The organism is Arthrobacter sp. alpha11c, from assembly GCF_054149985.1.
Window position 1 is genome coordinate 4,112,495 of sequence record NZ_CP196747.1, and the last position, 26,411, is coordinate 4,138,905.

17 protein-coding genes, 3 rRNA genes and 1 pseudogene are annotated in these 26,411 nt (G+C 61.0%); 17 read left to right on the forward strand and 4 right to left on the reverse strand.

All coding sequences use genetic code 11. The annotated features are described in order from the left end of the window. Positions 1 to 353 precede the first annotated feature (353 nt). From rpmB to ACTAQJ_RS19180, 10 genes are all read left to right on the forward strand, one after another. Positions 354 to 590, forward strand: coding sequence for a 50S ribosomal protein L28 (gene rpmB / locus ACTAQJ_RS19135; protein ID WP_011776361.1), 237 nt, complete (start codon positions 354 to 356; stop codon positions 588 to 590). Beyond that, positions 590 to 757, forward strand: a complete 168-nt coding sequence (gene rpmG / locus ACTAQJ_RS19140; RefSeq protein WP_003798558.1) for a 50S ribosomal protein L33 — start codon at positions 590 to 592, stop codon at positions 755 to 757. Before rpmB ends, rpmG begins: the two co-directional genes overlap by 1 nt. Before the next feature lie 4 nt (positions 758 to 761). After that, positions 762 to 1,067, forward strand: a complete 306-nt coding sequence (gene rpsN / locus ACTAQJ_RS19145) for a 30S ribosomal protein S14 (RefSeq protein WP_216927432.1) — start codon at positions 762 to 764, stop codon at positions 1,065 to 1,067. A 928-nt stretch (positions 1,068 to 1,995) separates the two neighbouring features. After that, positions 1,996 to 3,516, forward strand: a 16S ribosomal RNA gene (locus tag ACTAQJ_RS19150). A 563-nt stretch (positions 3,517 to 4,079) separates the two neighbouring features. Further along, positions 4,080 to 7,225 (forward strand): 23S ribosomal RNA (locus tag ACTAQJ_RS19155). Between the two features lie 181 nt (positions 7,226 to 7,406). Then, a 5S ribosomal RNA gene (rrf, locus tag ACTAQJ_RS19160) occupies positions 7,407 to 7,523 on the forward strand. The 16S, 23S and 5S rRNA genes sit together here, the layout of an rRNA operon. Positions 7,524 to 7,611: 88 nt before the next feature. Then, positions 7,612 to 8,175 carry a GNAT family N-acetyltransferase gene (locus ACTAQJ_RS19165; protein WP_498698529.1) on the forward strand — a complete coding sequence of 188 codons (564 nt, stop codon included), beginning with the start codon at positions 7,612 to 7,614 and terminating at the stop codon, positions 8,173 to 8,175. Positions 8,176 to 8,470: 295 nt separating this feature from the next. Then, positions 8,471 to 8,758: an HU family DNA-binding protein gene (locus ACTAQJ_RS19170; RefSeq protein ID WP_011776355.1), complete on the forward strand. Its 288-nt coding sequence runs from the start codon at positions 8,471 to 8,473 to the stop codon at positions 8,756 to 8,758. A 175-nt stretch (positions 8,759 to 8,933) separates the two neighbouring features. Next, positions 8,934 to 11,210, forward strand: coding sequence for a bifunctional copper resistance protein CopD/cytochrome c oxidase assembly protein (locus ACTAQJ_RS19175; RefSeq protein WP_498698531.1), 2,277 nt, complete (start codon positions 8,934 to 8,936; stop codon positions 11,208 to 11,210). Beyond that, a complete protein-coding gene (locus tag ACTAQJ_RS19180) occupies positions 11,210 to 13,183 on the forward strand; it encodes an NHL domain-containing thioredoxin family protein (protein ID WP_498698532.1) in 1,974 nt (657 codons plus the stop codon). Before ACTAQJ_RS19175 ends, ACTAQJ_RS19180 begins: the two co-directional genes overlap by 1 nt. 201 nt (positions 13,184 to 13,384) lie before the next feature. Here ACTAQJ_RS19180 and ACTAQJ_RS19185 read toward each other — a convergent pair whose 3' ends face one another. From ACTAQJ_RS19185 to ACTAQJ_RS19200, 4 genes and pseudogenes are all read right to left on the reverse strand, one after another. Continuing rightward, positions 13,385 to 14,413, reverse strand: a complete 1,029-nt coding sequence (locus tag ACTAQJ_RS19185; protein WP_431120335.1) for a hypothetical protein — start codon at positions 14,411 to 14,413, stop codon at positions 13,385 to 13,387. Positions 14,414 to 14,528: 115 nt separating this feature from the next. Beyond that, a pseudogene (locus tag ACTAQJ_RS19190) lies at positions 14,529 to 16,290 on the reverse strand (helicase HerA-like domain-containing protein). Between the two features lie 3 nt (positions 16,291 to 16,293). After that, a complete protein-coding gene (locus ACTAQJ_RS19195; RefSeq protein ID WP_498698534.1) occupies positions 16,294 to 16,812 on the reverse strand; it encodes a GNAT family N-acetyltransferase in 519 nt (172 codons plus the stop codon). Continuing rightward, the gene (locus ACTAQJ_RS19200) at positions 16,809 to 18,755 is read right to left on the reverse strand and encodes an FAD/NAD(P)-binding protein (protein WP_498698536.1); all 1,947 of its coding nucleotides are present in this window, start codon (positions 18,753 to 18,755) and stop codon (positions 16,809 to 16,811) included. Before ACTAQJ_RS19200 ends, ACTAQJ_RS19195 begins: the two co-directional genes overlap by 4 nt. A gap of 266 nt (positions 18,756 to 19,021) precedes the next feature. Between ACTAQJ_RS19200 and ACTAQJ_RS19205 the strand changes: the two genes are divergently transcribed. Genes ACTAQJ_RS19205 through ACTAQJ_RS19235 form a run of 7 tightly spaced genes read left to right on the forward strand, consistent with a single transcriptional unit; the run spans position 19,022 to position 26,369 of the window. Further along, positions 19,022 to 19,987 (forward strand): amino acid ABC transporter permease, encoded by a 966-nt coding sequence (locus ACTAQJ_RS19205; RefSeq protein WP_477514067.1) that lies wholly within the window; start codon positions 19,022 to 19,024, stop codon positions 19,985 to 19,987. Next, positions 19,984 to 20,931, forward strand: coding sequence for an amino acid ABC transporter ATP-binding protein (locus tag ACTAQJ_RS19210; RefSeq protein WP_498698539.1), 948 nt, complete (start codon positions 19,984 to 19,986; stop codon positions 20,929 to 20,931). The genes ACTAQJ_RS19205 and ACTAQJ_RS19210 overlap by 4 nt, the downstream gene beginning before the upstream one ends. Positions 20,932 to 20,944: 13 nt before the next feature. Continuing rightward, complete coding sequence (locus ACTAQJ_RS19215; RefSeq protein ID WP_498698541.1) at positions 20,945 to 21,925, forward strand: ABC transporter substrate-binding protein; 981 nt, start codon at positions 20,945 to 20,947, stop codon at positions 21,923 to 21,925. Further along, positions 21,922 to 23,088, forward strand: coding sequence for an LLM class flavin-dependent oxidoreductase (locus ACTAQJ_RS19220; protein WP_431116928.1), 1,167 nt, complete (start codon positions 21,922 to 21,924; stop codon positions 23,086 to 23,088). The genes ACTAQJ_RS19215 and ACTAQJ_RS19220 overlap by 4 nt, the downstream gene beginning before the upstream one ends. After that, positions 23,072 to 23,923, forward strand: a complete 852-nt coding sequence (locus tag ACTAQJ_RS19225) for a DUF1684 domain-containing protein (protein ID WP_431116927.1) — start codon at positions 23,072 to 23,074, stop codon at positions 23,921 to 23,923. Before ACTAQJ_RS19220 ends, ACTAQJ_RS19225 begins: the two co-directional genes overlap by 17 nt. Then, positions 23,920 to 25,005, forward strand: coding sequence for an LLM class flavin-dependent oxidoreductase (locus ACTAQJ_RS19230; RefSeq protein ID WP_431116926.1), 1,086 nt, complete (start codon positions 23,920 to 23,922; stop codon positions 25,003 to 25,005). The genes ACTAQJ_RS19225 and ACTAQJ_RS19230 overlap by 4 nt, the downstream gene beginning before the upstream one ends. 11 nt (positions 25,006 to 25,016) lie before the next feature. After that, positions 25,017 to 26,369: an NtaA/DmoA family FMN-dependent monooxygenase gene (locus ACTAQJ_RS19235; protein WP_498698543.1), complete on the forward strand. Its 1,353-nt coding sequence runs from the start codon at positions 25,017 to 25,019 to the stop codon at positions 26,367 to 26,369. The last annotated feature ends 42 nt before the right edge of the window (positions 26,370 to 26,411 follow it).

Here is a 26,411-nt window from a genome sequence, read left to right on the forward strand (position 1 = left end):
GGCTTGCGGGGGCTTATGATTCCTGATTGGTCTTAATTTGGCCTGACCCGTAGAATAGTTAGGCGCTAGGTAGTGCGGATCGTGTGCAATTGCTCCGGTTGGCGGTGAGGTCAGTCTGACTGACATCCCGATGGCCGGTAGTTAGGGGCTCAAGTTGCGTGCATTCCTGTATTCGCCCGGTATCCCAGGATCTGTTCCAGTGTTTATCACTGCCCGGTTCTGAGGCCCAACCTTCTTCGCCGTACTTGATGCGGAAACTACCGAAATGGTATGGATCGGACGCGAACGCTGCCTGTCGCACGGTAACGCAGGAACATCTGCACACCGTTACATTCAATCTTTGGAGGAGAGTCATGGCAGCACACTGCCAAGTGACCGGGGCCGAGCCGGGCTTTGGACACAGCATTTCGCACTCGCACCGCCGCAACAAGCGTCGGTTCGACCCGAACATTCAGAAGAAGCGCTACTGGGTTCCGTCCCTGCGCCGGAACGTCACGCTGACCCTGTCAGCCCGTGGCATCAAGACAATCGACGTACGCGGCATCGACTCTGTCGTCGCCGACATCCTGGCACGAGGAGTCAAGCTCTAATGGCAAAGGACAAGGACGTACGTCCGATCATCAAGCTGAAGTCCACTGCGGGCACGGGTTACACCTACGTAACGCGCAAGAACCGTCGTAACGATCCTGACCGTCTGGTCTTGAAGAAGTACGACCCCAAGATCCGCCAGCACGTCGAATTCCGAGAGGAGCGCTAAACACATGGCAAAGAAGTCCAAGATTGCTCGCAACGAGCAGCGCAAGGTCATTGTTGAGCGTTACGCTGCCAAGCGTCTCGAACTGAAGAAGACCCTGGTTGACCCCAACGCGACTGACGAAGCACGCGAAGCTGCACGCCTCGGCCTGCAGAAGCTGCCCCGCAACGCCTCCCCGATCCGTCTGCGTAACCGCGACCAGATCGACGGCCGTCCCCGCGGCACCTTCCAGAAGTTCGGTATCTCCCGTGTTCGCTTCCGCGACATGGCTCACCGCGGTGAGCTCCCGGGTATCACCAAGTCTTCCTGGTAATCACGAAGCTCTGAAAGGGCCGGTAACCGTTATGGTTGCCGGCCTTTTCTGCGTTTAAGCGTGCTTGTCCATGGTGCCGACGTGTGGGTGGGGCGAGTGCGGGGGTCATCCTCTGCCCGCTCGGTCGTTCCTCCCTTGGACGCGCGCTGCCGGATGACCCCCGCCCCCGGTTGTTCTCTCACATCGTCGTTGTTTTCGAGCATCCTTCTCTCACATCCTGAGGTGTTTGGACCGTTCTTCTCTCAGGTAGTCGTTGTTTTCGAGCATTGTTCTCTCATGTCTTGTTGGTTCTTGGTGTGGGGTTGGGAATGTTCGACGGCGGTGGTTGGGTTTGGTGTTGGGCGGTTGGGTCGTGGGGTTTTGGTTGGTGTGACGGGCTTCACGGAAGGTGTTTTGGTGCTTCCGGGCTGCTTCCAAGCACTGGACAGGGCTGTTTGGCACGTGTTTGCGGGGTTTTTGGTTGGTGTGGGGGTGGATTTGTGTCGGGGCTGGTGGGCGTGTAATGTCTTCTGAGTCGCCGCGAGTGAGACAGCCTGGTGCTGGGAACTGCGGGGGCCAACCCCTTTGATAACAGCCTGGAAAATGGTGCGCTTTTGGGCGTGCCGGTGCCGGGTGGGGCCGAAGATCGGATCGGAAATCGCGGAAACGTTGATTTGCATGGATCGGGTTGATCGGGTAAGTTTGTAAAGTTGCTCCGGAGCGATCCTGTGGCCCTGTTAGGGGTCCGGTGGTGCCGGTAGTGTCTGTTGTTTGAGAACTCAATAGTGTGCCAAGTTTGTTGATGCCGATTGTTTTATTGATTGGTTGAAATTATGGCCGGATTGCTGCGCACCCCCGTGTGTGGTGGTCTGGTTTTCAGCTGGTTTCGAATTTTGTGCAGCCGCGTCTTGCCGTTATTTCCGGTGGGTGTGGTTGTGTCTGTTATTTTTCAACGGAGAGTTTGATCCTGGCTCAGGATGAACGCTGGCGGCGTGCTTAACACATGCAAGTCGAACGATGATCCCAGCTTGCTGGGGGATTAGTGGCGAACGGGTGAGTAACACGTGAGTAACCTGCCCTTGACTCTGGGATAAGCCTGGGAAACTGGGTCTAATACCGGATACGACCATCTGGCGCATGTCATGGTGGTGGAAAGCTTTTGTGGTTTTGGATGGACTCGCGGCCTATCAGCTTGTTGGTGGGGTAATGGCCTACCAAGGCGACGACGGGTAGCCGGCCTGAGAGGGTGACCGGCCACACTGGGACTGAGACACGGCCCAGACTCCTACGGGAGGCAGCAGTGGGGAATATTGCACAATGGGCGAAAGCCTGATGCAGCGACGCCGCGTGAGGGATGACGGCCTTCGGGTTGTAAACCTCTTTCAGTAGGGAAGAAGCGAAAGTGACGGTACCTGCAGAAGAAGCGCCGGCTAACTACGTGCCAGCAGCCGCGGTAATACGTAGGGCGCAAGCGTTATCCGGAATTATTGGGCGTAAAGAGCTCGTAGGCGGTTTGTCGCGTCTGCTGTGAAAGACCGGGGCTCAACTCCGGTTCTGCAGTGGGTACGGGCAGACTAGAGTGCAGTAGGGGAGACTGGAATTCCTGGTGTAGCGGTGAAATGCGCAGATATCAGGAGGAACACCGATGGCGAAGGCAGGTCTCTGGGCTGTAACTGACGCTGAGGAGCGAAAGCATGGGGAGCGAACAGGATTAGATACCCTGGTAGTCCATGCCGTAAACGTTGGGCACTAGGTGTGGGGGACATTCCACGTTTTCCGCGCCGTAGCTAACGCATTAAGTGCCCCGCCTGGGGAGTACGGCCGCAAGGCTAAAACTCAAAGGAATTGACGGGGGCCCGCACAAGCGGCGGAGCATGCGGATTAATTCGATGCAACGCGAAGAACCTTACCAAGGCTTGACATGAACCGGAAAGACCTGGAAACAGGTGCCCCGCTTGCGGTCGGTTTACAGGTGGTGCATGGTTGTCGTCAGCTCGTGTCGTGAGATGTTGGGTTAAGTCCCGCAACGAGCGCAACCCTCGTTCTATGTTGCCAGCGCGTTATGGCGGGGACTCATAGGAGACTGCCGGGGTCAACTCGGAGGAAGGTGGGGACGACGTCAAATCATCATGCCCCTTATGTCTTGGGCTTCACGCATGCTACAATGGCCGGTACAAAGGGTTGCGATACTGTGAGGTGGAGCTAATCCCAAAAAGCCGGTCTCAGTTCGGATTGGGGTCTGCAACTCGACCCCATGAAGTCGGAGTCGCTAGTAATCGCAGATCAGCAACGCTGCGGTGAATACGTTCCCGGGCCTTGTACACACCGCCCGTCAAGTCACGAAAGTTGGTAACACCCGAAGCCGGTGGCCTAACCCTTGTGGGGGGAGCCGTCGAAGGTGGGACCGGCGATTGGGACTAAGTCGTAACAAGGTAGCCGTACCGGAAGGTGCGGCTGGATCACCTCCTTTCTAAGGAGCTGCTAACAGCTGTGTTGTTTGCCTGCATGGGTGGATGACGGGTTGTCAGTGTTGCCCATTGCGCAGGCGTCTGTTCTGCGGTGGGTGCTCATGGGTGGAAACATCAACGAATCAAACTTTTTTGGCATGGCCTTTCCGGTTGTGTCCTGGTGTTAGTACGGCAGTGCCGCGTCCCTTTGGGGGTGTGGTGGTGTCAGGAACGCGCTGGGGCGTGGTTTGTGTGGGTTGTGTTTGGCGCACTGTTGGGTCCTGAGGCAACAGGACCTTTTTGCAGCAATGCATTTGGGGCATCTTCTGGTGTTTCTTTTGTTCCTGCTTCCGGTATCACCGGTCACTGTTTAGCGGCTCCGCTCCTTTTGTGGGTGTGTGGGTTGTGGTGTCCGGGGGTCTGGTTGATGGGGTTGTTGTTTGAGAACTACATAGTGGACGCGAGCATCTGGAACACACACGTGTGTGTGTTCCTACAGCAATTTCTTATGAATGAACCTGGCCCTTGTGGTCGTGGTTCTCTCGAATAGATGATGCATGGTCAAACGAGAGTTTGATCTTTGTGTGGTCAAGTTTTTAAGGGCACACGGTGGATGCCTTGGCATTAGGAGCCGAAGAAGGACGTAGGAATCTGCGATAAGCCTGGGGGAGTTGATAACCGAGCGTTGATCCCAGGATGTCCGAATGGGGAAACCCCGCACAACGCTGTCATGGTGATTGTGTGACCCGCATCTGAACACATAGGGTGCGTGGGGGGAACGCGGGGAAGTGAAACATCTCAGTACCCGCAGGAAGAGAAAACAAGAGTGATTCCGTTAGTAGTGGCGAGCGAACGCGGATCAGGCTAAACCGTTTCCATGTGTGATAGCCGGCGGGCGTTGCATGGGCGGGGTTGTGGGACTTTCCGTACTGGTTCTGCCGGACTGGTGGGGTGTGTAGTGCAGGCATAGGTGAACGGTCTTGAAAGGCCGGCCAGAGAGGGTGTGAGCCCCGTAACCGTAATGTTGTGTACCGCCTGGAGAGGATCCCAAGTAGCACGGGGCCCGAGAAATCCCGTGCGAATCTGTCAGGACCACCTGATAAGCCTAAATACTTCCTAATGACCGATAGCGGACCAGTACCGTGAGGGAAAGGTGAAAAGTACCCCGGGAGGGGAGTGAAACAGTACCTGAAACCGTGTGCTTACAATCCGTCGGAGCCAGTCTGATTCTGGTGACGGCGTGCCTTTTGAAGAATGAGCCTGCGAGTTAGTGTTACGTCGCGAGGTTAACCCGTGTGGGGTAGCCGTAGCGAAAGCGAGTCTGAACAGGGCGAGTGTAGTGGCGTGATCTAGACCCGAAGCGGAGTGATCTACCCATGGCCAGGTTGAAGCGACGGTAAGACGTCGTGGAGGACCGAACCCACTTCAGTTGAAAATGGAGGGGATGAGCTGTGGGTAGGGGTGAAAGGCCAATCAAACTCCGTGATAGCTGGTTCTCCCCGAAATGCATTTAGGTGCAGCGTTGCGTGTTTCTTGCCGGAGGTAGAGCTACTGGATGGCCGATGGGCCCTACAAGGTTACTGACGTCAGCCAAACTCCGAATGCCGGTAAGTGAGAGCGCAGCAGTGAGACTGTGGGGGATAAGCTTCATAGTCGAGAGGGAAACAGCCCAGACCACCAACTAAGGCCCCTAAGCGTGTGCTAAGTGGGAAAGGATGTGGAGTTGCGAAGACAACCAGGAGGTTGGCTTAGAAGCAGCCATCCTTGAAAGAGTGCGTAATAGCTCACTGGTCAAGTGATTCCGCGCCGACAATGTAGCGGGGCTCAAGTACACCGCCGAAGTTGTGGATTTCACACAGTACCCTAGCCTTCGTGGTTCAGGGGTGTGGAGTGGTAGGGGAGCGTCGTGTGGGCAGTGAAGTCGCGGTGGAAACCAGCGGTGGAGCCTACACGAGTGAGAATGCAGGCATGAGTAGCGAAAGACGGGTGAGAAACCCGTCCGCCGAATGATCAAGGGTTCCAGGGTCAAGCTAATCTGCCCTGGGTAAGTCGGGACCTAAGGCGAGGCCGACAGGCGTAGTCGATGGACAACGGGTTGATATTCCCGTACCGGCGAAAAACCGCCCATGCCAAGCGGGGGATACTAACCGCCCGGAGCCTGCCCGCCCACCCTTGTGGTGTGTGGGTTTTGGCCGAGCGCGGGACCTGATCCCGGGAGGTAAGCGTATTAACAGGTGTGACGCAGGAAGGTAGCCGGGCCGGGCGATGGTTGCCCCGGTCCAAGGATGTAGGGTCAGGGATAGGCAAATCCGTTCCTGTGTGCTTCGAGCACGCTCCTGAGATCTGATGGGACCCCCGTTCGGGGGGATCCGGTGATCCTATGCTGCCTAGAAAAGCATCGACGCGAGGTTTTAGCCGCCCGTACCCCAAACCGACACAGGTGATCAGGTAGAGAATACCAAGGCGATCGAGAGAATTATGGTTAAGGAACTCGGCAAAATGCCCCCGTAACTTCGGGAGAAGGGGGGCCTGCCCCGTGATACAGACTTGCTCTGTGGAGCGGGTGTGGGCCGCAGAGACCAGGGGGAAGCGACTGTTTACTAAAAACACAGGTCCGTGCGAAGTCGCAAGACGATGTATACGGACTGACTCCTGCCCGGTGCTGGAAGGTTAAGAGGACCGGTTAGCCCCTTCGGGGGCGAAGCTGAGAATTTAAGCCCCAGTAAACGGCGGTGGTAACTATAACCATCCTAAGGTAGCGAAATTCCTTGTCGGGTAAGTTCCGACCTGCACGAATGGAGTAACGACTTCCCCGCTGTCTCAACCATAAACTCGGCGAAATTGCAGTACGAGTAAAGATGCTCGTTACGCGCAGCAGGACGGAAAGACCCCGAGACCTTTACTATAGTTTGGTATTGGTGTTCGGAGTGGCTTGTGTAGGATAGGTGGGAGACGTTGAAACCCGGACGCCAGTTCGGGTGGAGTCATCGTTGAAATACCACTCTGGTCACTTTGGACATCTAACTTCGGCCCGTGATCCGGGTCAGGGACAGTGCCTGATGGGTAGTTTAACTGGGGCGGTTGCCTCCTAAAAAGTAACGGAGGCGCCCAAAGGTTCCCTCAGCCTGGTTGGCAATCAGGTGTCGAGTGTAAGTGCACAAGGGAGCTTGACTGTGAGAGAGACATCTCAAGCAGGGACGAAAGTCGGGACTAGTGATCCGGCGGTACATTGTGGAATGGCCGTCGCTCAACGGATAAAAGGTACCTCGGGGATAACAGGCTGATCTTGCCCAAGAGTCCATATCGACGGCATGGTTTGGCACCTCGATGTCGGCTCGTCGCATCCTGGGGCTGGAGTAGGTCCCAAGGGTTGGGCTGTTCGCCCATTAAAGCGGTACGCGAGCTGGGTTTAGAACGTCGTGAGACAGTTCGGTCCCTATCCGCTGCGCGCGCAGGAAATTTGAGAAGGGCTGTCCTTAGTACGAGAGGACCGGGACGGACGAACCTCTGGTGTGTCAGTTGTACTGCCAAGTGCACCGCTGATTAGCTACGTTCGGATGGGATAACCGCTGAAAGCATCTAAGCGGGAAGCTCGCTTCAAGATGAGATTTCCATACACAATTTGTGTGAGAGGCCCCCAGCCAGACCACTGGGTTGATAGGCCGGATGTGGAAGCGAGGACCAAAGACTCGTGAAGCTGACCGGTACTAATAGGCCAACAACTTACACCACACACAAAACACTGCACGCGTCCACTATGTGGTTCCCGAACAACAACCCGTTGCTCACAGGAACCAAACCACAACTGAATACACAACACCACAGGACCCTCAACATCGAGGGAACACACATGTTGTAACCACAGTCTTCCCACCCCGCCACCCAAACCGGTGCGGGGAACGGGTAACAAGGTTACGGCGGTCATAGCGTGGGGGAAACGCCCGGTCCCATTCCGAACCCGGAAGCTAAGACCCACAGCGCCGATGGTACTGCACCCGGGAGGGTGTGGGAGAGTAGGACACCGCCGGACACACATTAGGTCGAGACCCCCCAACCCACACCACGGGTCGGGGGGTCTCCCACATTTAAGAGACAATCAAACACGCTAGAGTCGCAGGATGACCCTGACCCGAATCTTGGATGTCCCCTCTGGGAACGCCGTGAACGGGAAAGTCCACCTTCGGACTTTGTCCCTGTCTGACGTCGGACCCTTGGCGGCCGCGTATTCCCGGAACGCAGAGTACCTCGCCCCATGGGAACCACGGCGCAGCGAGGCGTTCTATAGCACGGCAGGGCAAGAGGCTGTTGTTCGGAGCAAACTGAACCAATATGCCGCAGGCACGGAGGTGCCGTGGGTAGTTCTCCATGACGGGGATGTCATTGGCATGATCACTTTGACGGGGATAGTCCGCGGACCGTTCATGAACGCCAACCTGGGTTATTGGGTTGACCAAGCGTTCGCCGGCAAGGGTGTTGCCACTTCTTCGGTGGCGGCGGTTCTCTCCATGGCGAGCGACGATCTGGGACTCCACCGTATCCAAGCTGCAACCCTGATGCACAACGCAGCCTCGCAGGCAGTCCTCAAACGATCCGGCTTTGAGCGGATCGGCATGGCGCCGTCGTATCTCCACATAGCAGGCGAGTGGCAGGACCATGTCCTGTATCAGCGAATTCTCTTCTGATCCACGGCGGTTGGATGCTCTGAAGCCGGGATGACTAGCCGCCTGCAACTCCCGGCGGTGGCTGTCGGCGTCGTGATTTCGTACGCATGGCTGGAGGCCTATTCAACGCCGAAGGGTACGCCATGTGTGGTCCACAGCCCCAAAAACCCTGAAAAACCGGTGATTTTGGTCAAAAAAGCGCGGAAACACGCGGAATTTGCTGGCCAAGCCGGTGCAAGCTGGTAAGTTTTCGAGCAGTGGCTTGCTCGCATTCCGCTTGAAAGCTCAAAAAACGTATTAGTCCAGGAGGACGTAAATGGCTAAGAACCGTAGTGAACTCGTTGCAGAGGTAGCAGGCAAGGCTGGCACGAGCCAGGCAGCCGTCAACTCCGTGCTCGATGCACTGTTCGAAGTTTTCGAGACTTCTGTTGCCGCTGGCGAGAAGATCACCATCCCGGGCTGGCTCGCAGTTGAGCGCACCGACCGTGCAGCACGCACCGGCCGCAACCCGCAGACGGGCGAAACCATCCAGATCGCCGCTGGCCACAGCGTTAAGCTGACCGCAGGCTCCAAGCTGAAGGCTGCTGTCGCCAAGAAGAAGTAATTCCGCTTCGGCGAACGCCTGAAAGGGGCGGCAACCAACTGGTTGCCGCCCCTTTTGCCGTTAAGCATTCACTTGTCCCGCACGCCAAAGGCGGCATCCTCACGCCCGTGCCCACTTCTCCTCCCCAAATGCTTCCCGATTCGCAGCCCAGCCACACGTAACGGACAATGGATAGGTGCCATCAGCAAGAAGCTCCGCAACTGCCCCATCGCCTGTTCCCAAGCCGGGAGCGCGGGGAGGCAATGCCGTCACGGGCATTTCCATCCCATGGCAGCTTGCTGGACTGGCGGTGCTCTTCCTGACTTTGGCTGCGGCCCTCATCTTCTCCGGTGCTTCTGCTGCCCGCCAGGTCTCAGACCCCGGAGCGCTGGTCCGGTGGGGCTTGCCGGTGGCGAAAGCCGTCCACAACGTTTCCATCGCCACAGTTATTGGTGGCCTGATCTTCGCAGTCGGCATCCTGCCCAAGAACCTCAAGGCGTCTCGATCCCGTGAAAAGGATCTGGAGGCTCAGGAGCATCCGGCTTTTGCGCGGGCCCTTGCCGTTGCTGCTGCGGCGGGTGCCGCTTGGACACTGTCCGCCGTAGCGGTCCTGGTATTGACCTACGCGGATGTCGCGGGTCAGGGACTCTCCGGCGACGCTGAATTCACCCGCTCGCTGGTGTACTTCATGACGGACATAGATACGGGCAAGGCTTGGCTGTCCATCACTATCATTGCTGCGGTAGTCACCACCGCGCTCTTCGGAGTCCGATCGCTGACTGGCCTCGCCTTTACGCTGCTGCTTGCCCTGATCGGGCTGGTTCCGACCGCCCTGATCGGTCACTCCTCCAGCTCCAGTGATCACGAAGGCGCCATCAACTCGCTGGGCCTTCACCTGGTTGGAGTCTCCGTGTGGGTGGGAGGCATCATCATGCTCGCGGTCCTTTCCGGATTGCTCGTTGCTTCCAGGAGGTCCGGGACGAGCGACATCACCGAACCGACCCTCCGAAGGTTCTCGGCCCTGGCAGGCTTTGCTTTCGTCCTCGTGTTTGCGTCCGGTGTGATAAACGCAGCCATCCGCGTGACGAACCTGGGCGATCTGTTTGGCTCTGCCTATGGCCAGCTCATCCTTGCCAAAGCACTTGCCACCCTGGTGCTGGGTGGCATCGGCTTCATGCATCGCCAGTGGGTCATACCTCAGCTGGGGAAGAGCGGTTCGATGTCTGCCCGCCGGGTGCTGTGGCAGTTGGTTCTGGTTGAGCTACTGGTGATGGGCGCGACGTCGGGCCTCGCCGTGGCGCTCGGGCGCTCGGCCCCGCCACAGCCCACTACATACGCACCCGACGCCTCGCCGGCCTTCATCCTGTCCGGCTATGAGATTCCGCCTGAACTTACGCCAGAACGCTGGCTTACGGAATGGCGTTTTGACTGGCTGTGGGTGGGAGTCGCCTTATTCGGCGCCGTGTCCTACGTCCTCGGGATCATCAAGATCCGCAAGCGCGGGGATAGCTGGTCCTGGTTCAAGACGGTGAACTGGATGATTGGACTGGTGATTCTCACCTACATCACCTCGGGTCCGCCAGCGGTCTATGGCCGCGTACTGTTTTCTGCCCACATGGTGGATCACATGGCCCTGACCATGGTGGCACCGATCTTCTTGGTGTTGGGTTCGCCCGTGACCCTTGCCCTGCGTGCACTCCCTTCCCGGGGTGAAGGCGCCCACGGTTCGCGGGGTCTGCGGGAGTGGCTGCTCCTGTTCGTCCATTCCCGGTTCTCGCAGGTGGTGACTCATCCGCTGTTCGCCGCTGCGAACTTCGCGGGATCCATCGTGCTGTTCTACTACTCAGACCTTTTCGGCCTGGCGATGCGGGAGCACGTCGGGCATGAGCTCATGAATCTGCACTTCCTGCTGACCGGCTACATTTTTGTGCTCAGCATGATCGGCAGTGATCCTTTGCCGCGCCGGGCGCCGTACCCCATGCGCCTGCTGCTCCTGCTCGCAACCATGGGGTTCCACGCGTTCTTTGGCGTGGCCATCATGGGCGGTACTGGCCTGCTGGCTGCTGACTACTTTGGCAACTTGGGCCGGACCTGGGGTGCCTCGGCCATTGCAGACCAGCAAATGGGCGGCGCTGTGGCCTGGGGCATTGGTGAAGTTCCCACCTTGCTGGTGGCAATCGGCGTGGCCGTCATGTGGTCGCGCTCGGACGAGCGGGAGACCCGACGGGTGGACCGCGCGGCCGATAGGAATAACGACGCCGATCTCAGTGCTTATAACGATATGTTTGCCCGGCTCGCTGACCGCGATGCCAAATTGGCCGGCCGACCGGCCTCAGCCACCCCGGCGGCCGCGACTACACAAACGAGTGAAGCTACCCGAACAGGTGACGCCCCGGCAGGCGCCACCCCAGAGGAAAACGCTGACCAAGCAAGCAGCAAGACCGAACGAAACACGAAGCTGGAAGGACGCTGATGAGCGAAACCGTACGCACCCAACTCCGGGTCCGGGCCTCCGAACTGGAGGGCCGCGGCTGGCTCAATACGGGCGGCAAGTCCCTTGACTTGGAATCCCTGCGCGGCAAAATTGTGCTGCTGGATTTCTGGACCTTCTGCTGCATCAACTGCCTGCATGTCCTCGACGAGCTCCGGCCCCTCGAGGAAAAGTACTCTGATGTTCTGGTGACAGTCGGCGTGCATTCGCCCAAGTTCGAGCACGAAGCCGATCCTGTTGCCCTTGCCGCTGCCGTGGAACGTTACGAGATCCACCACCCGGTTCTGGACGACCCTGAGCTGGCCACGTGGAAGGCGTACACAGCCCGTGCTTGGCCCACGCTGGTGGTTGTGGATCCGGAGGGCTACATCGTGGCGCATCTTTCCGGCGAAGGCCACGCAGACGGCCTCGCTGTGCTGCTTGAGGAACTTGTTGCGGAGCACGAAGCAAAGGGGACCCTTCACCGTGGCGACGGTCCGTACGTTGCTCCAGTCCCGACGTCGGGAACTTTGCGCTTCCCCGGCAAAACGACGCAGTTGGCCAACGGCAACTACCTCGTCGTCGACTCCGGGCACCACCGCTTGGTGGAGCTGCACCCAGACCTGAAAACCGTTGAGCGGGTTATTGGCTCCGGGACCAAGGGGTATGCGGACGGCCAGACGGACACGGCCCAGTTCAACGAGCCGCAAGGCGTAGCTGTTCTTCCGGCGGAGCTCGCTTCCACGCTCGGTTATGACGCCGTGGTCGCAGACACCGTGAATCACCGCCTTCGGGGTGTGACGTTGAGTTCAGGGCATGTCCGGACTGTTGCAGGCAACGGTGTGCAGCGCCTGCTTGACGCCGGCCCTGCCCGTGTCACCGAGACGGGCGCAGGCGCCTGGTCCGAACACCACGACGGCGGTCCGGCTGACTTTGCTGCCGACGCAATCGACGTGGGGGTGCTTGGCCTCGGTACCGGGGTTTCTTTGTCCTCGCCGTGGGATGTGGTGTGGAGCGCGAAGTTGCAGCGTGTTGTCATCGCGATGGCGGGAACGCACCAGATCTTTGCGTTCGATCCCGTGAGCAACGAGGTTTCCATTCTGGCGGGCTCGGGCCTGGAGGGGCTGTTGGACGGCGTGGCGGAGGAAGCTTGGTTCGCCCAGTCGTCCGGCTTGGCCATTGATGCCGATGAGAACATCTGGGTGGCCGATTCGGAGACTTCCTCTCTGCGACGTTTGGTGCTCGGCGAAACCGGGGTAACGGTGGAGACGGCCGTTGGCCAGGGGCTGTTCGACTTCGGATTCCGTGATGGCGACGCCACTGAGGCACGCCTGCAGCACCCCTTGGGTGTCACAGTACTGCCGGACGGTTCCGTAGCGATCGCCGATACCTACAACGGTGCCGTTCGCCGGTACGATCCCGCGACGAAGACTGTGTCAACGTTGGCGCGTGGCCTGGCTGAGCCGAGTGACGTCGTCGTGGTTAATCACGGCAACAGTGAGCCGCTGCTGGTGGTGGTGGAGTCAAACAAGCATCAACTGGTTTTGGTGCCGATCCCCAAGGAAGCCCAGCAGGTGGACGAGGGCGCATCCCAGACCCACCGTCCCAAGAGCCCCGTGACACCTGGAATCCTGGAGCTTGCTGTTCGCTTCAAGGCCCCCACCGGGCAGAAGCTTGATGACCGCTGGGGCGACCCCACGCAGATGAAGGTCTCTTCCACTCCGCCTGAACTGCTGGTCTCCGGGGGCGGGACGTCGGTGGGCTTGTTGCGTACCATCGAATTGTCGCCCGATGTGCCCGAGGGCATCCTTCACATCACTGCCCGTGCGGCCGCCTGTGACGGACCTGAAACCGCGGACGGAGAGATTCCGGACCACGCGGCCTGCCACCTGTACCAGCAGGATTGGGGCATCCCAGTTATTCTGCAGGCTGACGGTGAATCAGAGTTGGTGCTCGATCTCCGCGGCATGGACTAAGCCTGCTGAACTGGCCCGGGTTTGACCCTTGAGGGGGAGGACCCGGGCCTTCTTCATACCCCCAGCCTCTCCGGAACTGGGCTAGGCGGGCCCGTGAAGTCCTTGCAAAAGTTGATCGTGGGGCGGGTTCCTTGATCGAAACCTTGGCGCGTGTCCTGTTCAGGGATGTTGGGATAAGGTGGGCCACTGCGGCGGCGGCGCCTAGAAAGTTAGCATCGGGGTGACCGTCACGGTGTTGTTGTCAGTGTCCAGCTGGGTGGTGAAGCTGAAATCGTGCTCGACGTTGAGGTCGTTGACCAGGCCGGTGAACAAATTGATCTCGCGGGCGGAAACCCTTGCCTTGCCATTGAGCGGGGCTACAACCCATTTGCCGCCGAAGGGTTCAATGGTGATCTTGGGGTATTCGGTAATTTCCCACTTGATGGTTCCGTCGACGACGCGCGCATTGCTGGCGTGGTAAAACGGGCAATCAGGTTGGAGGCGCTGCTGCTCGGTGGCTTGGGCGGCACAAGTATCCAGGAACTCCCGGACTTTACCGGCAACGGCTTCGTTCATGGCCTTGGTTGACCGCGTCTGCAGGTTCAAGGGAGCCTGGCCGCCATCGCGGCTTGAAACGAGGGACGAGGCCGGCGGAGCCTCGAAGTAGGTGCCGTTCAGGCTGGCTTCGTATTTGCCGGGGTAGAACACGGCAAAAGTGTTGTGACCATTGGGCATGTTCACAGGGACGCCGTTGAGTGCTGCTTCATTGGAGTTGACGACGGTGACTTCAAGGGTGGGCAGCGTGGTGGGAACGAAAGCCCATTTGCCGAAGAACAACCATTGGGTCCCGGTGCGCTCCATCAGGAATTCGGTGTGGAGCCGGTTGCCGTCCAAGGTGTAATCCACGGGAACGGCGACACGGTTGCTGCCCCTGGACTCGGCATTTCCGAGTTTGATGTCGGACAGTTTGGAAGCAGCAGTTTGCAGTGCCGTGCCGTCGAGCATGGCGGCATTTGCACTGGGAACTTTTGCCCGCAACAGACCCAGGGCTTGCTCGCCTTCGCCCTTCTGCAAGGCCTCCAAATACTCCCGGACAGGCTGTTGCGGACTGGCCACGGAGGAGCTCACCAGGTTGATGCAGACGATGGCTCCGGCGGCAGCAAGCATCAGACCGAGCAGCCATCCGGCTGCGGTCCTGACTATCGCTTGACTCAACTGCACGCCCTTTACGTTACCTGCCGCGGCAGCGATAGCTGTGCATGAGGGCGTCAGCGTGACCTGCGAAGACACTTCCTGGAGGGCCCGACGCCGGGTGGCAGCAAGCTTTGCCGCCACCCGCCGTCGGGCTTTTGACAGTCAAAAAGGGCTAGCGGCGGCGCCGCGAGGAGGTACCGAAAACGCCGCGCATGAGGTCGCGGCCCAGCTGTGTCCCCATGGAGCGGACCATGCTCTTCAGCCCGCCGCCCAAGGCTCCGCCGAGTGCCCCGGCGAGGTCGCCGAACATGCCACTATCCTGTTGCGACGCCTGCTGGGATGACTGTTGCGGCGCCTGCTGGGGCGCGGGAGCCGGCGCAGGAAACGAGGAGGGTGCAGGCGCCGGACGGGAACTCGGGCGGCCGAGGATCTCTTCCTCGATGCGCCGCGCTTCGGCGTCGATGTCGTAGGGCGTACCCCCGGAAGCGCCAGAACCTGAAGCGCCAGAACCTGAAGCGCTGGCGGGAACCGGCGGCAATCCGGGTGCGGCGTCGCCGGTGGAGGGCGCGGCGTTGCCAGTGAGTTTCTCGTAGGCGGACACGTTGTCTACGGCCGTCCCGTACTTGACCAGAAGGGAAGACGAGGCCACGGTGCTGCGGATCAGGTCATCGGCGCTGGGGCCCATCACGGATTCGGGGGCACGGAGCCGGGTGAGGGCAACAGGTGTGGGCGCGCCTTTTTCGTTCATCACGGTAATGACGGCCTCACCGATGCCGGCGGAGGTGAGCGTCTCTTCGAGGTCGTAATCGCTGACGGGGAATGTGGAAACCGTGGCTTTGAGGGCCTTCGCGTCCTCCGGGGTGAACGCGCGCAAGGCGTGCTGGATCCGGTTGGCAAGTTGGCCCAGGACATCGGCGGACGTCCTTGGGCGTCTGGGTGACGAAGAATATGCCTACGCCTTTGGAACGGATGAGCCGGACCGTGGTGGTGATGGCCTCGAGGAAGGCCTTGGAGGCGTCGCTGAAGAGCAGGTGCGCCTCGTCCAGGAAGAACACCAGTTTGGGCTTGTCGAGGTCGCCGGCTTCGGGGAGGTCTTCGAAAAGGTCCGCCAGGAGCCACATGAGGAACGTGGAGAACAGCAGGGGCTTGGTCTGCAGGGTGGGCAGCTCAAGGCAGCTGATCACGCCCCGGCCGTCGGGGGCGGTGCGGAGGAGCTCGGCGGTATCGAACTCCGGTTCGCCGAAGAACTTCTCCATGCCCTGTGCCTCGAGGGTGACGAGTTCCCGCAGGATGACGCCGGCTGTGGCTTTGGAGAGTCCGCCAAGGTCCTCCAGCTGTTCCTTGCCCTCGTCCGAGGTGAGGAACTGGATCACGGCCCTGAGGTCTTTGAGGTCGATCAGTTCCAGCTTGTTCTTGTCCGCAAAGTGGAAGATCAGCTGAAGACTGGATTCCTGGGTGTCGTTGAGGTCCATGATTCGCGAGAGCAGGATGGGCCCGAACGAGGTAATGGTGGCGCGGATCGGGATTCCGTTGCCGTCACCGCCCAGGCTGAGGAATTCGACGGGGAAGTTCTTTCCCTGCCACTGCTGCCCGAGCGCTTCTGTTCGTGCGCTCAACTTTTCGCTGCCCGTTGCAGCCGTGGCCAGTCCGGAAAGATCACCCTTGATGTCCGCGAGGAAAACCGGAACACCCGCCGTCGAGAGCTGTTCGGCAATCATGTGCAGCGTGACCGTCTTGCCAGTACCGGTGGCGCCAGCGACCAAGCCGTGCCGGTTCATCATGGCCAAGGGGAGCCGGACTTGGGCCTCCTTGTGGATTTCACCATCGACGATCGCCGCGCCCAGCTCGATGGTGGCACCTTCCAGGGCGTACCCCTGCTGGATGGTGGCAAGTTTTTCAGCAGTTGTTGCGGTGGGTTTGTTGGCCATGCGCATAGCTTAGCTGGGCCGGGCAAGATCCTTACTGAAGGCCAAATGCTTGATGTCTTCGGGGTCGGCGGCGAGGTCGAAGAGCGCCTTATAGCCCGTGGCGAGGTACAGATTCCTGGCCTCGGGCTGGCGTGGACCGGTGGTGAGGTAGAGCTTCCTGTAGCCGCGGCGTCGTGCTTCATTCTCCAACTCTGTGAGCACCCGCCGTGCCAGGCCGCGACGACGATGCGCAGAGTGGGTCCATATCCTCTTGAGCTCTGCGGTGTGCTCGTCGTAACGCCGGAATGCGCCGCCAGCCACGGATTCGCCGTTTTCCTGGATGATGATCAGTGCTCCGTGGGGCGCGGCGAATTCCTCGGCTGGGTACCTGTTCAGTTCCTCCGCAGCACCCCCGGTGCCGAAGAGTGTCCCGTACCGCGTGTCATATTCGACGGCGAGTTCGTCCAGGAGGGGACGAACGCGGGGATCGCGCATGGGCAGGCTGAGGACGGAAAGGCCCGACGTCGGCAGGGTTGGCGTTGTGGTCATGTCAGGCCTTTCGTAGTTGGGCGGGCAGCAGCAACGGTGGTCAGGATCTGCCGGGCCAGGGCATCGTTCTCCCGGAATGGTGCCGCATTGGTGTTGGGGCGGGCAAACGCTCCCGCGCCCCAACCGGACGTCCACGGTCCCACCGCAAACAAAGTCTTCTGTGCTGTACCAACAGGGGACAGGACCTGGTGATTCCCGGAGACCAGGAGTTTGCCTGTGGAGTGGGGACCTTCCGAGGTGATTAGCCTCTGCTCGGTGCCCCATCCGGCGTCGTGCAGGTCTGCCAAAGCGGGATTCGCCGAACGTTCCACGGACGCTGAGGGCAACCGTGCCTCGATGTACGCGGACGCATCCACCACCACGGGTGACTGGAATGAGCCGGCTACAAACCGGCCCGTTGATTCGTCGGTGCGAACCCACATTCCCGGCGCCAGGAACTTCAGGAACCCGGCACGGTGCAGCGCGAGCATCTCACGGAGACGGTGTGACGGCGGCCCGGAATCCACAAAGCTGAAGAAACCGTGCCACCAGCCGTGGATCGCCTGTTGGGACGGTGCATTGAGCCGCTCCTGCGGGACCAGCCAGCCAAGGTCCATGTAGACGAACAACAACGCGGTGAAGAGCGCGAGTGTTTCGGAATGGTCCGGGCTGGTTCGGAGGGCGAGATCGTGTTGGATGTACGCGGCCACCGAACGCTGCACCGCCTCATGGTCCGCGAACGCGCAACCGCTCAGGGGGTGGTCCAGGGCCTCCAGGTCCAGCCGCAGCGCGGCATCAGGGATGGAGAAAGCAACCAGCTCTTCCCGGGCAGGGCTGTACCAGTCGACTGCATCGAATCGGGCCTCGAATTCCTTCCAGCTGCCAGACACACGCGCTGGGTAGCCGGTGAAGAGCTCCCGATAGTAGGCATAGCCGGCATCCTTGGCGATCAACGGCCACAGCTGTGAGCGGAAGTCCAGTTCCTGATGGTTCGCCAACAACGCATCAACTGCCTCGGCGGTGAAGTACCGCGGCCGGCTGAACGGCTCGCCGCGCACAACGGAGGAAATCTTGGAGTGGTAAGGCACGCCGCGTCGTGAACCTACCCAGAGGCTCGGTTCGGCGCCGGAGGGCACATACTTAAGTTCGCCGTCGGCTACTTCCTCGAAGCGCCCGCCGCGGCCCTCGAACAGCAGCACCAGGAGATCCACGAACCCGAGCCCCATGCCGGATACGATCACGTCCTGGCCGGCTTTGATGCCCGAGTAGTCCACGTCCGTCGTGTACGACGGCGGCGCATGGAACCCACCGTGGCGAGCAGCGAAATCGCTGAGGCGGACGGACTCGTCGTCCGGCAACGAATCGGTATGACCCAGGGCGTAAACCACGACGTCGGCCAGCACCTCGGCGCCGGAAGCCAACCGCACGCGGTGCGCGCCGGCGTCGGACGCTGTGGGACCGTGCACGGAAGCGGAAACTGGCGTGACCGCTGTAGCCGTGTCCCGGTGGACCGTCACAGTGACATCGGGCCCCAGGGCGGCGACTGACCGGCGGAAGAACCATTCGAGGTATTTGCTCTGGAGCTGCCGGGTGGGAAATGAAGAAGGTGTGAGCGAACGGAGTTGCGCCAGCAAGTGCGGTTCCAGCGCAGGGACGTCGCGGATGCTCCCATCCAGCACATCTGCTGCCCAGGTGGCCAGACCGGGGCCGTCAACGGGAGGACCGTCGCACGCCACGGACGCGTCGGTGAACATGGTGACGTCCGCGGCGGTGGAGTTCAGCAGCAGGCCCGGGCTCTGGTCATAGCGCCAGATCCTCCCGGAGCCCGGCTCGTACGGCTCCACAATGTGAATGTGCAGCGGCCCATCGAATAATCCGGGCCGGCTCGCTGCCAGTCTTTCCAGCACGCCGGCCGTGCGCGGGCCGCCGCCGATGAAGGCGATGGCGGGAACTGGTGACGGCATGGAATCTCCTGAAAATACATCGGGTGGTGCAGCCCAATCTAGGGAGGCGATGCCGCCCCGGTCGAGGAGCTGGTAACGGCCGTTCACTGCGCGTCATCCAGCGTTAACGGGCGCAAAATTCGGACTCATATGGCGTTGCGTGAAGTCCCGTGAACCCGCGCTAAGTCCAGTGAAGAAGTGCAAATTTCCGCCTTGCTGGCTGTCCTGTGCGCACCTAGATTGGCAGCCATCCGATAGTCAACAACCGATCTGAAAAGAGGTGGCGCATGAGTGCGATCGCACCGCCTGCCACGGCAGAAACTGCACCTGCCACCACGGATTACTCCGACTACAAACTGGTCCCTGCCCGGCATCCGTGGCGATGGGTGGGTACTGTCCTGGTGGCTGCGGGCGTCGCAGCCATTGCATGGTCGCTTGTCACAAACCCGCGTTGGGAGTGGGGAGTGGTGGCGCAGTGGTTCACGGCCCAGTCCGTGGTGAATGGCCTGGTGGAGACGCTCAAGCTCACGGCGATCTCCGGAGTGTTGGGATTCGTCCTGGGATTCATCCTTGCCCTCATGCGCTTGTCCGCGTCGCCGCTGCTGGTCTCGGTTTCCTGGACGTTCTCCTGGATCTTCCGTTCCACGCCCCTGCTGGTCCAACTGCTCCTTTGGTACAACCTTGGCTACCTCTACGAGAAGATCAGTCTGGGCATCCCCTTCACGGATGTCCGCTTCTTCGAAGCCCAGACCACCACGCTGATCAGCCAGTTCGCTGCGGCAGTGCTGGGCCTGACCCTCAACCAGGCCGCCTACTCCGCAGAGATCATTCGTGGCGGCATCCTCTCGGTGGACCAAGGCCAACTCGAGGCAGCTTCCGCACTGGGCATTCCCGCTTGGAAACGCTCCACACGGATCGTGTTGCCACAGGCCATGCGCGCCATCCTGCCCAACGCTTTCAACGAGATCATCGGCCTGGTCAAGGGCACCTCGATCGTCTACGTCCTGGCGTACTCGGAGCTCTTCTACACAGTCCAGGTCATTTACAACCGGACCCAGCAGGTGCTGCCGCTGCTGCTGGTCGCAACACTCTGGTACGTCGTCATCACGTCTGTGCTCAGTGTCTTCCAATACTACATCGAACGGCACTTCTCCAAGGGTGCCTTGCGGAACCTGCCGCTCACTCCACTTCAGAAGGCCCGCAGGTTCTTCGCTACCCACGTTGCAGTCTCACAGACCAAGGAAAGCCGATGAGCATCCTCGCCGCGCGCAAAGAAACCACGACGGCGGCCCAGGCTGCCGACGAAACGCAGGCTGACGCCCTGGCTGGGTCAGTTTCCGCCAGTCCGACAGGGGCCAGTCCGACGGCAGCACGGCCCGCCTTGAGGGACAAGCCCGCCACGACGGACAACACCACCACCCGCGGGCAGGTCGATATCACGAACGTCCGAAAGTCCTTCGGCACTACCGAAGTCCTCAAGGGTGTCTCCTTGTCCGTGCCGCCAGGCGGTGTCGCGGTGATCGTGGGTCCGTCCGGCTCCGGAAAGTCCACGCTGCTGCGCACCATCAACCACCTGGAGAAGGTGGATGGCGGTTTCATCACCATCGACAACGAGCTGGTGGGCTACCACGTCCGCGGGAACAAGCTCCACGAACTGCGTGAGAAAGACATCCTCAAGCAGCGCACCAACATCGGCATGGTCTTCCAGAGCTTCAATCTCTTCCCGCACCTCACCGCCCTGGAAAACGTCATCGAGGCGCCAATTGTCGCCCAAAAGCGATCCAAGGCCGATGCCAGGAAGCGTGGCCTGGAACTCCTGGACCGGGTGGGCCTGAAGGACCGGGCCGATGCGTACCCGCGGCAGCTCTCCGGGGGCCAGCAACAGCGGGTCGCGATTGCGCGGGCACTGGCACTGGACCCCAAGATCCTGCTCTTCGACGAGCCCACCTCAGCGTTGGACCCCGAACTGGTCAACGAGGTTTTGGACGTCATCCGCGAACTCGCCAAGTCAGGGACCACGTTGATCATCGTGACCCACGAGATGGGTTTTGCCCGGGACGTCGCGGACACCGTGGTGTTCATGGACCAGGGCCAGATCGTTGAGTCCGGCACGCCCCAGGAAATCTTCGGCAACCCCCGTGAAGAACGCACCCGAAGTTTCTTCTCCAAGGTCATCGAACCGGCTTTCAACATCTAGGAAGAAGTCCTCCATGTTTCGCATCACCCGCACCAAACTCCTGGCACTTGCTGTACTGCCCGCCGTCGTACTTCCTGCGCTCGCCGGATGCTCCGATCCTGGCGCTTCAGCAGCCAAACCCGGGAGCGAAGCCGCAAAGAACGGCGTCGTCTACAACACCTCAGTGGACCAGAACCGGATCCGTGGTGAAAAAGATTCCGCTGCGGCCGCCACTGTTCCGGCTGCCATCGCCAAGGATGGCAAGCTGACCGTTGCCACCACCGCGGGCTCCATCCCACTGTCGTTCCACGCGACTGACGACAAAACGCCGATCGGTGTGGAGGTGGACATCGCACAACTCGTGGCGGACAAGCTGGGCCTGGACTTGGACCTCCAAGTGACCTCTTGGGAGAACTGGCCGTTGAAGACCCAGTCCGGTGATTTTGAGGCCGTGTTCTCCAATGTGGGCATCAACGCCGCGCGGGTGAAGCTGTTCGATTTCTCCACCTACAGGGCTGCATACATGGGCTTTGAGGCCAAGAAGAGCTCCAGCTACGACATCAAGGGTTCGGACGATATCTCCGGGCTGAAAATCTCCGTGGGCTCCGGCACCAACCAGGAGAAGATCCTGCTGGCGTGGAACAAGGAGCTTGAGGCCAAGGGCAAAACCCCGGCGACGCTGCAGTACTACTCGTCCGACGCCGATACGATCCTGGCATTGTCCTCCGGCCGCACGGACCTGAACCTGGCGCCCTACCCGTCGGTGACGTACCGCGAGAATACCCGTGACGACCTCAAAGTAGTGGGCAAGGTCAACGCCGGCTGGCCGTCGGAAACCCTGGTTGCCGCCACCACGCTCAAGGGCAACGGGCTGGCCCCAGCCATCACCGATGCCCTCAACTCCACCATCAAGGACGGCTCCTACGCCAAGGTCCTGGAACGCTGGGGCCTCTCCGAAGAAGCCCTGCCCGAATCCAAGACCATTACCGAGGCAAGTTTTGGGACCGGAAAATGAAGTTCCAGGTCCTTGACATCATTCCCCACCTGAAGAACCCGGTGACGGGGGAGATCGTCTCCACCGCCGACCGTCTGAACCAGGTGGTGGAAACGGCCCGCCGGGCCGAGGAACTGGGCTTCGACAGCTTCTCCGTGGGGGAACGCCACGCCGGTGAGTTTGTTTCCTCGTCCCCGGCGACGGTCCTCGCCGCCATTGCCGCAGTCACTCAACGAATCCGGCTTCAGACCGGCGTCGCTGTCTTGTCCGTCCTGGACCCTGTCCGGGTGGCCGAGGACTACGCCACGATCGACCAACTGAGCCGCGGCCGCTTGGAGCTGGTGATAGGCAAAGGCAATGAGGTGCTGCAGTACCCCCTCTTTGGCCTGTCTTTGGACGACCAGTGGGAGTTGCTCGCTGAGAAGTACGACCTGCTCCGCACCCTCTGGCGCGAGGAGAGTGTCACATGGTCAGGCCGCTTCAGGTCACCTCTGATTGAACCAACCACGACGACGCCACGCCCCTTCGCGGGCTCGCCGCGGATTTGGCACGGCTCGGCTACAACTCTTACGTCAGCGGCGCTGGCGGCCAAGTGGGGCGATCCGTTGTTCACCGCAAACGCCATCCAGCCCCGGGAGAACTACAAGGTCCTGATCGACCACTACCGCGCGGAATACCAGCGCCACGGTCACGATCCCCGGCACCAGTATCTGGGCTCAGGCAGTGGGGCCGGCGGTGTGTTCATCGCCGACACCACGCAGGAAGCCATCCGCCAGTACGGGCCCGTGTATGAGGCGTTGACCGCCAGCCGCAACGTTCCGGGCAACAACACACCCTTCCGGGACATCCAGCACGCTGTGGCCGAGGGGCCCGCCCTTGTGGGCAGCCCGGAGCAGGTGATCGACAAGATCCTCAGCTACCACTCGCTGTATCAGCATGACCTGCAGTCGATCTCCTTGCCCACCACGCTGCCGTTCGAACAGCAGCTCGACATCCTGGGACGCTTCGCGCTGGAGGTCATCCCGGCCGTCCGCGCCGCAGCCCCAACCACGTTGTGGGAATCCGGAGACCCGTTCGCCGGACGACCCCAGTTCGCCGGCGCCACCGAACCCGACGCCGCAGCAACCGTCACAGCAGACCACGCCTTCAACAGGAGCGATTACGCACATGTCTACGCACACTGAAACAGCTACCCACGCCTCAACTGCCGCCGACTCCTTTGCCGAGGAATGGCAGGAGTGGCACGCCGCCCATGAGCGCCAACGGGCACATCCGCACGGCTTCCTCGCCGTGACCCATCTCCATTGGCTGGACAGCAACCCGACCCCGTTGGAAGGTGCGCCTGGTACCTGGAGTGTGCAAGCCGACGTCGTACGCGTTGTTCTGGAACCAGGCGAAAGCCTGCAGCAGGACGGCGTTGAACTGAACACAGGCAAGGCAGAGCCCCTTGAATTCGGGCCTATCGAGGAGCGCGGGGGCATCAACCTGGCCTCCGGCGACACCGTGATCGAGCTGGCCAAGCGCGGCGGCGAGTACATCGTGCGGCCACGGAACCCGTCGAATGCCCTCTTGCAGGAGTACCAAGGCACGCCCGCTTACGCACCGAATGCGTCGTTTGCCGTTGCCGGTACGTTCGTGTCGTTCGAAACACCGCGCCCCACCACAGTGGGTGCCGCGGTGGAGGGCATCCAGCATGTGTACGAGGCCCCTGGCGAGATCCGTTTCAAGCTCGCGGGCCAGGAATTGGCGTTGACGGCGTTCAACGGCCACGCCCCGGGTTCGCTGTCTGTGCTGTTCACGGACCAGACCTCCGGCAAGACAACCTACGTGGCCAACCGCTCGCTCTCCGTGGTCCCTGCGGCTGATGGCTCCGTGCAGCTGGACTTCAACCGTGCCGTCAACCTCCCCTGCGCCTACACCGACCTCGCCACGTGCCCGCTGCCGCCGGCAGAAAACCGACTGCCAGTTGCCATTGACGCCGGCGAAAAGGTTCCCTACGAACGGCAGGACCAGAAGTGAGTACCTTCGAAGAACGCAGCGCCGGGTTCCTGGCCATTGAACTCGACGGCGCGGGGTACCAGAACCTTGCAGCCGCCGTCCTGGCAGCGGAGTCCGCTGGTTTCCACGCGGCAACCTTCGCCGAGGCGCCGGCCCCGGGGCGGCTTAACGCCCTGCAGCGTGCAGCCTTTGCCGGGCCGGTGACGCGGAACATTGCACTGGTACCGGAAGTCGACACTGTATATACGGAGCCCTTCCACATCTCCACGCAGCTTGCCAGCTTGGACTACGTATCCGGCGGGCGCGCCGGGTGGATCGTCACCGCAGCGGACTCGTCCGAGGCCGCGGCCGCCGTCGGGCGTTCCCATGTGAGCGGCGAAGCGCTGGCGCAGGAAGCGGCGGCCTCCGTCGAAGTCGGCCGCCGGCTTTGGGATTCGTGGGAGGACGACGCCGTGATCCGCGATGTCGCCACGGGTCGCTACCTTGACGTCGACAAGCTGCACTATGTGGACTTCGAAACTCCTGCCGATTTCGCCGGTCCCGCTTACTCCGTCAAGGGTCCGTCCATCATCCCCCGGCCGTTGCAAGGTCAGCTGCCTGTGCTCGCCGCTGCCTCCTTGGTGGGCGAAGGCTTGGTTCCGGTGGATTCCGTGGATGCTGTGCTGGTGTCTGCTCCGACGCCCGAACTGCTCGTTGCCGAGGTTCGCGATGTGCGGGCCCGGCTTGGAGCTGCGGTTGCGGTTGTTGCAGAGCTCGACGTCGTTCTTGACTCGCGCGGGCAGCCTGCCGTTTCACGTTTCGCTTCCTCGGCGGAAAGCGGTTCGTCTGCAGAAGCGGGCCGGGCACGGTTTGTTGGTTCGTCGGCTGGTCTGGCTGACGTGCTCGATTCGCTCCTCAAGGAGGCCGACGGCGTCCGTCTCCACCCGGCCGTCTTGGACGTGGAATTGGAAGAACTGTCCCGCCTGGTGCTGCCAGAACTCCGCCAGCGTGGATCCTTGCGTGCGCCTCTGCAGGATGGGACGTTCCGCGATCTGCTGGGCCTGGAACGTCCGGCGAGCCGCTACGCGAATACGACCATTGCAGCCGTTGGCTCGGAAAACTAAAGGGGATCACCATGACACAGCACAACCGTGCTATTTTCCAGCCGACGGGTCAGATCCAGTTCGGCATTTTCTTCCAGGGCGTCAACTCCGGCACGATTTGGAAGGCGGCGGAATCGGGTTCGCAAACCGATTTCGAATCCTTCCGCCGCATAGTCCAGACCGCCGAGCGGGGGAAGTTCGCGGCGTTCTTCCTCGGAGAGGGGTTGCGCCTGCGCGAACACCTCGGCCGCCCACATGCCTTGGACGTCGCTGGCCGGCCCGATGCGCAGACCATGCTCGCGGCCCTGGCAGCGGTCACCAGGAACATCGGACTCGTAGCAACGCAGAACACCACATACAACGATCCGGCGGACCTTGCACACCGCTTGTCCTCCCTGGACCTGATTTCCGGCGGAAGGGCTGCCTGGAACGTGGTCACCACGGACAACGCCTGGACTGGAGCCAATTTCCGTCGCGGGGGATACCTCGATCATGCCGACCGGTACAAGCATGCCGAAGCATTTGTTGAGACCGCCAAACGCATCTGGGACTCGTGGGAGACCTCTTCGGGGCCGGCACGCCCTGTGCTTCATGAGGGCCAGCACTACACGGTGGACGTCACCCCGCGGTTGCCCCGCAGCGCCCAGTACCGTCCGGTGCTCTTCCAGGCGGGCGACTCCCCGGATGGCCGCGACTTCGCAGCTCGCCAGGCTGACGTGATCTTCTCCGCCCACCCAAAGTTCGATGACGCCGTGGAGTTCCGCCGCGACATTGTGGCGCGCTCCGTCGCTGCCGGCCGCGGAGCCAACGCGGTGCAGATTATGCCGGCCAGCGAGTTCATCCTGGCCGCCACCGATCAGGAAGCCCAAGAGAAGAAGGCCTGGGTCCGCAGCCTCCAGATTGGGCCGCAGCAAGCCATCGCGTACCTGGAGCAGTTCTGGGGCCGCGAACTCACTGAGTACGATCCCGATGGTCCGCTTCCGGAGATTGATCCGGCAGTCGAGGAGACATCGGAGACGCGCGGCAGCGGCTTCCATGGAGCGAAGGCGCGCCAGCTCGCGGACCAGTGGCGGGCTGAGGCCAAGGACAAGGGGCTCTCAATCCGCCAGTTCGTCACCTCACGCACAGCGCGGGTGGATGCGACCTTTACCGGTTCCTATACCGCCATTGCCGACCACCTCTCCGAGTACGCCCGCGTTGGCGCAGTGGACGGGTTCAACATCTCACCGTGGCTTATCCCTACTGGCCTGGACGACATCGTGAACCACTTGGTACCTGAACTTCAGGAACGCGGGGTCTACCCTACGGACTACCGCGGAACCACGCTGCGCGAAAACCTGGGGCTTGAGACACCTGTGCGTTCCACTGAGTCGGTGCCGGCCTGATGTTGGCGGCATTTTTTGCTGGATCATTCCTTCGGCGGCTCG